At 71.8% G+C, this 6658-nt stretch carries 4 protein-coding genes; all 4 read right to left on the minus strand.

Features of this window, described 5'->3' with window-relative positions; all coding sequences use genetic code 11:
• Positions 1–630: polyketide synthase (locus VIB55_RS25280; protein WP_331879474.1), on the minus strand; the 630-nt coding region annotated here is incomplete at its 3' end.
• Positions 627–2555, minus strand: a complete 1929-nt coding sequence (locus VIB55_RS25285; RefSeq protein ID WP_331879475.1) for a long-chain-fatty-acid--CoA ligase — start codon at positions 2553–2555, stop codon at positions 627–629. The genes VIB55_RS25285 and VIB55_RS25280, both read right to left, overlap by 4 nt.
• A 17-nt stretch (positions 2556–2572) precedes the next feature.
• Positions 2573–4321, minus strand: coding sequence for an aromatic amino acid ammonia-lyase (locus tag VIB55_RS25290; RefSeq protein WP_331879476.1), 1749 nt, complete (start codon positions 4319–4321; stop codon positions 2573–2575).
• 294 nt (positions 4322–4615) lie between these two features.
• Positions 4616–6331 (minus strand): ABC1 kinase family protein, encoded by a 1716-nt coding sequence (locus VIB55_RS25295; protein ID WP_331879477.1) that lies wholly within the window; start codon positions 6329–6331, stop codon positions 4616–4618.
• Positions 6332–6658 lie beyond the last annotated feature (327 nt).

The raw sequence follows: 6658 nt of genomic DNA on the forward strand, positions 1-6658 counted from the left end.
GCAGGCGGTGTCCAGCTGCATCGACGGGCCGTGCACGCCCAGCAGGTACGACAGGCGCCCGGCCGCCAGGCTGCGCAGCACGCTCAGCCCGCGATAGGTGTCGATGTGCTCCGGGTCGTCGCGGTAGTACCGCTGCTGCGCGTACTCGTCCAGGAACAGCCCCGTGAACACGCCCGTCTGGGTCCCCGCCAGCCCGGGAGGCGAGATCCCGGCGTGCTCCAGCGCCTCCCAGCTCACCTCCAGCAGCAGCCGGTGCTGCGGGTCCAGGTTGGCGGCCTCGCGCGGGGCGATCCCGAAGAACCGCGGATCGAACCCGTCGATGCCGCCCAGGAACCCGCCCTGGCGCGTGTACATCTTCCCGGGCGCCTCGGGGTCGGGGTCGTAGAAGGCGCCCGCGTCCCAGCGCTCCGCCGGCACCTCGCCGATGGCGTCGCGCCCCTCGCGCAGCAGCCGCCAGAACGCGTCCGGCCCATCCGCCCCGCCCGGAAAGCGGCATCCCACGCCGACGACGGCGATCGGCTCCGTGCGCGCCGCCTCGAGCGCGCCGATCTTCGTCTGCAGCCGCCGCAGCTCCAGCAGCGCGTCGGCCAGCACGGCGCGGGCGTCGGGCTCGGCCGGCCGCCCGTTCATCGGGCGCTCCCCTGGTGCAGGGTGGCGAGCTCCCGCGCCAGCAGGCCGGCCAACTCGCCCTCGGAAAGCGCATCCAGGGCGGCCCGGTCCTCGTCCGGAGACGGGGACGGGGACGGAGACGGAGGCGGCGCGGGGGTGCCCGCGGCGGCGGCGGAAACGCCCACCTCCGACGCCAGGAAGCGCGCCAGGTGGCCCAGGGTGGGATGGCTCCAGGCCAGCGTCACGGGAAGCGAAAGGCCCAGCCACTCGCCCAGCCCCGCGGCCAGGAGCACCGCGCGCGGCGAATCCAGCCCGTACTCGCGCAGCGGCACGTCGGCCGACAGGGCACCCTGGATCCCCAGGTGCGCACGCAGCCACGACTCCAGCCAGTCCAGGATGGCCGCGGCGGAGACGGCGGGCCGCGGCGTGCCCCGCGCGGCGACGGAGTGCTCCTCCCTCAGCACCCGCTTCAGGACCTTTCCCGTGGGGCTGCGTGGGACCGAGGCCACCAGGCGAACGCGCGCGGGCACCTTCACCGGCGCCAGGTGCGCGCGGCAAAAGGCCAGGAGCTCTTCTTCCCTCACCTCGCTCCCGGGGCGCGGCACCACGTCGGCCTGCACCTGCTCTCCCAGCACCGCCGCGGGCACCCCGTACACCGCCGCCTCGGCCACCGCGGGGTGCCGGTGCAGTACGTTCTCCACCTCCGCCGGATACACGTTGCTCCCCCCCACGTCCACCAGGTCCTTCAGCCGGTCCTCGACGTAGAAGTAGCCCTCGTCGTCCATCCGGCCGATGTCGCCGGTGTGCAGCCACCCCCCGCGGATCACCTGCGCCGTCTCTTCCGGACGCCGCCAGTAGCCCAGCATCACGTTGGGGCCGCGCACCACGATCTCCCCCGCCTCCCCGGGCGGCACCTCGCGCCCGTCCTCCACGGAGACCACCCGCATCTCCACCCCCTCCACGGGCGTGCCGATGGAGCCGGGACGGTACCGGTGCGAGTGGTTGTAGCTGGCGAAGGGAGAGGTTTCCGTCAGGCCGTACCCCTGGTGCACGGGGCGGCCGAACTTTTCCCGCCAGCGCAGCTCGGTGGCCAGGGGAAGGATGGCCGCGGCGGAGAAGAAGTAGCGCACCGGTCGCAGCTCGTCGGGGGTGGCGCGCTCGGCCAGGAGCTGAAAGGTGGCGGGAACCCCGAAGAACATGGTGACCCCGTCGCGCGCGATCGAACGCAGCACCGGCTCCACCTCGAAGCGGCGGTGCAGCACCGCCGTGGCGCCGGATTGCAGTGCCGCGTTCAGCACGGCGTTCTGCCCGAAGCAGTGGTAGAGCGGAAGGAACAGGAGCATGCGGTCATCGGGGCCGATGCCCAGGTGGCGCTGCTTGGCCCGCGCGTTGAAGACCACGTTGGCATGCGACAGGGTGGCGCCGCGCGGCGTACCCGTGGTCCCGGAGGTGTACACGATCGCGGCGGGCGCGTCGGGCGGCAGGTGCACCGCGCGCGCGTCCGCCGGGGCGGCCGCCAGCAGCGCGGCGAACGACGGGGCACCCGCCTCATCCTCGCCCGCCACCATCACCGCCTCCAGCGCGGGAAGGCGATCGCGGGGAACCAGGGGGAGGAGCGCGGCGGTGGTCACCAGCACCCGCGCCCCGCTGTCGGCCAGGATGAAGGCCGCCTCCTCACCGCGGAGCGAGGCGTTCAGCGACACCGCCACGGCGCCCGCCTTCAGGGCGCCCAAGTAGGCGAACACCCACTCGGGAAGGTTGGGAAGCCAGATGGCTACCCGGTCGCCGGGCCCGATCCCCAGCCGCGCCAGCGCCGCGGCCGCGCGGCTGGCCTGCGCGTCGAGCGCGGCGTAGCTCCACGCGTCCCCTTCGAAGAGGAGCGCCGGGCGCTCGGGGTGCTCCGCGGCACCCCGCTCCACGTGCCGGGCCAGGTTCATGGCGTGCATGCGCGTCCGCCGCGGCGCTAGAAGGCGTCCGCGCCCGCCAGGGCGGGGCCGGAGGCGGGAGTGCGTCCCGCGTGGGCGGCCAGGCGCTCCAGCGTGTCGCCCACGGCCTCGGCCAGCCTCCCCCCGCGGGCGATGTCGCCGGCCAGCCGCGCGATGTGCTCGTCCAGCGCCTGCTCGTCGTCGTTCCACACGTACGGGCGCCGGGCCGAGGGCGGGCGCCCCACCACCTCGCGAACCGCCTCGTACAGACGCGCGCCGGGGGCCGAAAGGCAGGCGCGGGCGTCGTAGTGCCCCCTGGCCTCGTGCGTGCGCAGGTCCACCGCCTGCACCCCGAACATCAGCGACACCGCCATGTACTGGTGAAAGAGCTCCAGCGACTGCCGCGTGAGGTTCGCCGAGCCGAAGCCCATGCTGTTGATGTTCTGGTTGAACTGCTCGGCGTGCGTGGGAAAGCGGTCGGCCAGGCTGTTTCCGTAGAAGGAGAGCAGCGGCATGATGGAGTTGCCCGTCAGCTGCAGCGCCTTCAGCCCCATGTTCACCTTGCGGTCGGGGTTCCCCACCAGCGAGGCCGGCAGCCCGTGGCTGAACTCCGGCGACACCAGCAGCGCGATCTGGGTGTCCAGGTGCTTGGCCTGCAGCCCCATGTAGTAGCGCAGCTGGTCCATCGCGATGCCGATGTGCTCCCCCAGGAAGTTGCCGCAGTGGTAGATGGCGGCGTTCTCCACGTCCACCAGCGGGTTGTCGGTCACCGCGTTCATCTCCACCTCCACCTCGTGGCCGATCCGCGCGATCCCGTCCACGATGGGCCCCAGATACTGCGGCAGGCAGCGCAAGGAGTAGCGGTCCTGGATGAGCGACTGGTGGCGGTGGTCGTGCTGGCCGCGCATCTCGTCGCGAACCAGGTGCGACCCGGCCAGCAGGTGCAGCATCTCCGCGGCCGCCCAGCGCTGCCCGGCGTGCGGCTTGTGTCGGTGGATGAAGGGGTGGAACGACTGGTTGGTGGCCATCAGCCCCTGGCAGAACAGCCCGTGCGCCCCCAGGGTCAGCGCCAACATCAGGCGGGCGTCGTACACGCAGTTCGCCGCGATCGCCGACATGGCCGAGGTGCCGTTCATGATGGCCAGCCCCTCCTTGGGGTTCAGCCGCAGCCGCGGCAGCCCCATCCGCTCCAGCGCCGCCACCGCGCCCATCTCTTCGCCGCGGAAGTCCACCCGGAACGAGTCGTCCACCCCGGCCAGCGAGCCCGCCAGGTACCCCAGCGGCACCAGGTCGCCGCTGGCGCCGATGGAGCCCAGGCTGTGCACGCGCGGGGTGACGCCCGCGTTCAGAAAGGCCAGCATCCGCTCGATCAATTCCAGGCGGATCCCCGACACCCCGTGCAGCAGCACGTTGGCGCGCAGCAGCATGCACGCGCGCACGTCGTCCAGCGGCAGCGGGCGGCCCGCCCCCGTCTTGTGGGTCCAGGGAAGGTTGTTCTGCAGCGCGGTCGCGTCTTCCCTGCGGATCACCACGTTCGACATCCCGCCGAACCCGGTGGTCACGCCGTAGATGGGCTCGTCCGCCTCCACGGCGGCCATCACGTACCCGGCCGAGGCGCGCACGGCGTCCAGCACCTTCTCCTCGTGGGTGAGCCTGACCGGGGCGCCCCCCCGCGCCACGCGCGCCACCACGTCGATCGTCAGGCTGCCGCCCCGCACGATGACGGGCTCCATGGGCGGCGAGGCGGCCACGCTCATTGCGCCGGGGAGAGAAACAGAGCTGTTCATGGGCGCGTCTATCGATGAGGCGTAAGGGAAGGCGAAGCGGGGAAGAACAGCACGGTGTTCCACTGCGCAGCGGGGAGGATGACTGCTCCCCGTTACGGTATCACTATCGTAATACCTTTAGCGACGAATAGCAACATATTTTTTGTGCTTTTTTCAACCCCCCTCCTGGCACGCAGTTAGGAAAATGCTGCGTCGCCCGGGGGTGCGGAGTGAACACGGCCAAGCCTCTTTGCGACAGCAAAGGGGCATTGGACGCACGGATGCGGGGCCGGTTCGGCCCCGCCGGCGGGGAGGTCAGCCGCGGCGCAGCAGGCCGCGGGCAAGGCAAAGGAGGGCGGCGCCGATCATCGCGGCGCCGTAGCGGTCGGGCGGGGTCCGGGCAAGCAGGTGTGCGGCGTGCCAGAGCACGCCCGAAAGGAGAAGGCCGCTCCCCGCCGCCACCCAGGCGAGGCCGTGGATGCGGCCTTCCAGCCGGCGCAGCACGCGCTCGCCCTCGGGGGTGGGGGCGTTGCGGATGATCAATCCCCCCTGCTGCGCCTGGCTCAGGACGTCGTCCAGCAGGCGCGGAAGGCGCGCCAGGCGGCCGAAGTGCACGGACTCCTGCATCCACCCCTGCGCGTTGTGCTGCAGCTCTTCCTTGAGCAGGTGGCGGGTGACGGGAACGATCTCGCCGCCGGGGTTGAAGTGAGGGTCCAGGCGGGCGATGATCCCCGCCACCACGCCCATGGCGCGGGCCACGAACAGCAGTTCCGACTGGAACTGCAGCGGCGCCTCGCGCATGAGCGACTGGTACTCGCGCACCAGCTGCTCGCCCGTGCCCGCCTCCTCCAGCTTCAGGTCGCCCAGCAGCCCCAGGAAGGTTCCCCAGTAGCGGTCCAGCTGGATCTGGAGGACCGCCTCCATGCGCGAAAGGTCCGCGCCGGGGAGAACGGTTCCCGCGTCCAGGTAGGCACGCAGGACGCGGCGAGCGTCGCGCGTTCCCAGGCCAATGGCGTAGTCGCGCAGCGGCCGGCGCAGGCGCTCCGGGATTTCCACCACCATCCCGAAGTCCACGAACACCACCTGGAAGGGGCAGCCGTCGGGTTCCGCGCCCCCCTCCCCCGCGGGGACGGCGTGCGGAAGCGGGCGGATGAAGATGTTTCCCGGGTGCGGGTCCGCGTGGACGAAGTGGGTGACGAAGAACTGCTGCAGGTAGAGCGCGAACACCTTCCGCGCCACCGCGGCCCGGCTGATCCCCGCCGCCTCCAGCCGGTGGAAGTCGTCCAGGCGGATGTAGCTCACCTCTTCCAGCGTGAGCACGTGCCGGGCGGAGTAGTCCCAGTACACGGCGGGGACGTGCACCTGCGGGTCCGCGGCGAACTCGTGGCCGAAGCGCTCGATGTTCCGCCCCTCCAGCGCCAGGTCCACCTCCTTGCGGCTGACGGTGGCGAACTCGGTGAAGAGAACGTCCAGGTCCACGCGCTGGCGCACCACCTTCAGGTGGCGCAGCCGCCGCACGGCCTTGGCCATCACCTCGATGTCGAGCTCCAGCTGGTCCTCCACCCCCGGCCGGAGCACCTTCACCGCGACGACGCTCCCGGACGGGAGCCGTGCCCGGTGCACCTGCGCCAGCGAGGCGGAGCCGATCGCCTCCGGCGAGAACCAGGGAAACACTTCCCCCACCGGCCGCCCGAAGTCCGCCTCGATCTGCCCGGTGATCGCCTCCAGGGGGACAGGGGGAACCTGGTCGCGCAGGCTGGCCAGCTCTTCCGTCAGCTGCGGCGGAAGGATGTCCACCCGGGTGCTGAGGAACTGGCCCAGCTTGATCCAGAGCCCGCCCAGCTCCACCGCCATCTCGCGGTACTCGGCGGCCAGCCGCTGCCACCGCGGGAGCCCGGGAGCGCGGAAGCGCCGCAGGAACGGAAGGGTCAGCAGCATCTCCGAAACCACGACCTCGCGCACCACGGTGCGAAAGAACCGCTGGATGCGGCGGCGCCGCTCGCGCAGCGGCACCGAGCGCGCGGGGCGCATCACCCGCACCGCCGAAGGAGTTGAATGATCTGTGGCCGAAGAGGAGTGTGCACGCGCGGTCGGCATGGGAAAGGGAAGGTGCAGGTGGAAGCCGCCAGGTGTCGCTCCCGGGGTCTGGAGCGTACTCCCCGCCGCGCCGCGAGCATCGCGCGGGAACGACGGAAAAGGAATGCGGAAGCGAAGCGGCGAGCAGGCCTCCCGATGATGCGCCGCTCCCCCCCCGGGTGTCAATGGAGTCGTTCCGTCCGCCCGCTCGGAAGGGAGGCTTCCGCGGCCGTCCGGGGGAGTTCCGGGCCTGGGCGCGAAGGAGGGCCCAGCGTCGGGCAT

It is taken from the genome of Longimicrobium sp., from assembly GCF_036554565.1.
Taxonomy (GTDB): Bacteria; Gemmatimonadota; Gemmatimonadetes; order Longimicrobiales; family Longimicrobiaceae; genus Longimicrobium.

What these genes read in the sequence shown, in the direction of transcription:
- VIB55_RS25290 (WP_331879476.1), bottom strand. Translation starts at nt 4,321, where the DNA reads ATGAACAGCTCTGTTTCTCTCCCCGGCGCAATGAGCGTGGCCGCCTCG.
- VIB55_RS25295 (WP_331879477.1), bottom strand. Translation starts at nt 6,331, where the DNA reads ATGCGCCCCGCGCGCTCGGTGCCGCTGCGCGAGCGGCGCCGCCGCATC.
- VIB55_RS25285 (WP_331879475.1), bottom strand. Translation starts at nt 2,555, where the DNA reads ATGCACGCCATGAACCTGGCCCGGCACGTGGAGCGGGGTGCCGCGGAG.